The 522-nt window shown below is 54.6% G+C and carries 1 protein-coding gene; it reads right to left on the minus strand.

The window, feature by feature from the left end; all coding sequences use genetic code 11:
- The coding region (locus tag FVB9532_RS19350; RefSeq protein ID WP_150546821.1) for a CLIPPER-2 domain-containing protein at window positions 1-522 on the minus strand (522 nt) is incomplete at both ends.

The following is a 522-nucleotide window of genomic DNA, read 5'->3' on the forward strand; positions in this document are numbered from 1 at the left end:
ATCGTCCTGGGTGGTACTGCTGCTGCTCGATAGGTCCTCGGTGGTCTGTTCATCACCATTGCCATCGGTATAGGTTCCCGTGGCAGTCGCCTGGTTGGAAACGCTACCGTTGTCCACATCGGCCTGGGTGATCGTATAGGTCGCCGTAAAGGTCGTATTATCTACTGCGCCAGGGGCAAAACTGGCCAAAGGCCCGCCCGATACACTTACCAGTGGATCGGTGACCGTCACATTGGTCAAGGTCACATCACCGGTGTTCTCCACTTCAAAGGCGTAATCGATCGTCTCGCCAACCTGGGCAAAACCGTCACCGTTCTCATCATTAAAAATGGAGGTCTTGATCAGCGCGATGCCCGGGTTTTGACCAAACGGGGTCACCGTCGTATCATCCTGGGTGGTACTGCTACTGCTCGATAGGTCCTGGGTGGTCTGTGGGTTCCCGTTGCCATCGGTATAATTACCTATGGCGGTCGCCTGGTTGGAAACATTTCCGTTGTCCACATCGGACTGGGTGATCGTATA

Origin of the sequence: Mesonia oceanica (assembly GCF_902499555.1) — a bacterium.
Taxonomy (GTDB): domain Bacteria; phylum Bacteroidota; class Bacteroidia; order Flavobacteriales; family Flavobacteriaceae; genus Mesonia; species Mesonia oceanica.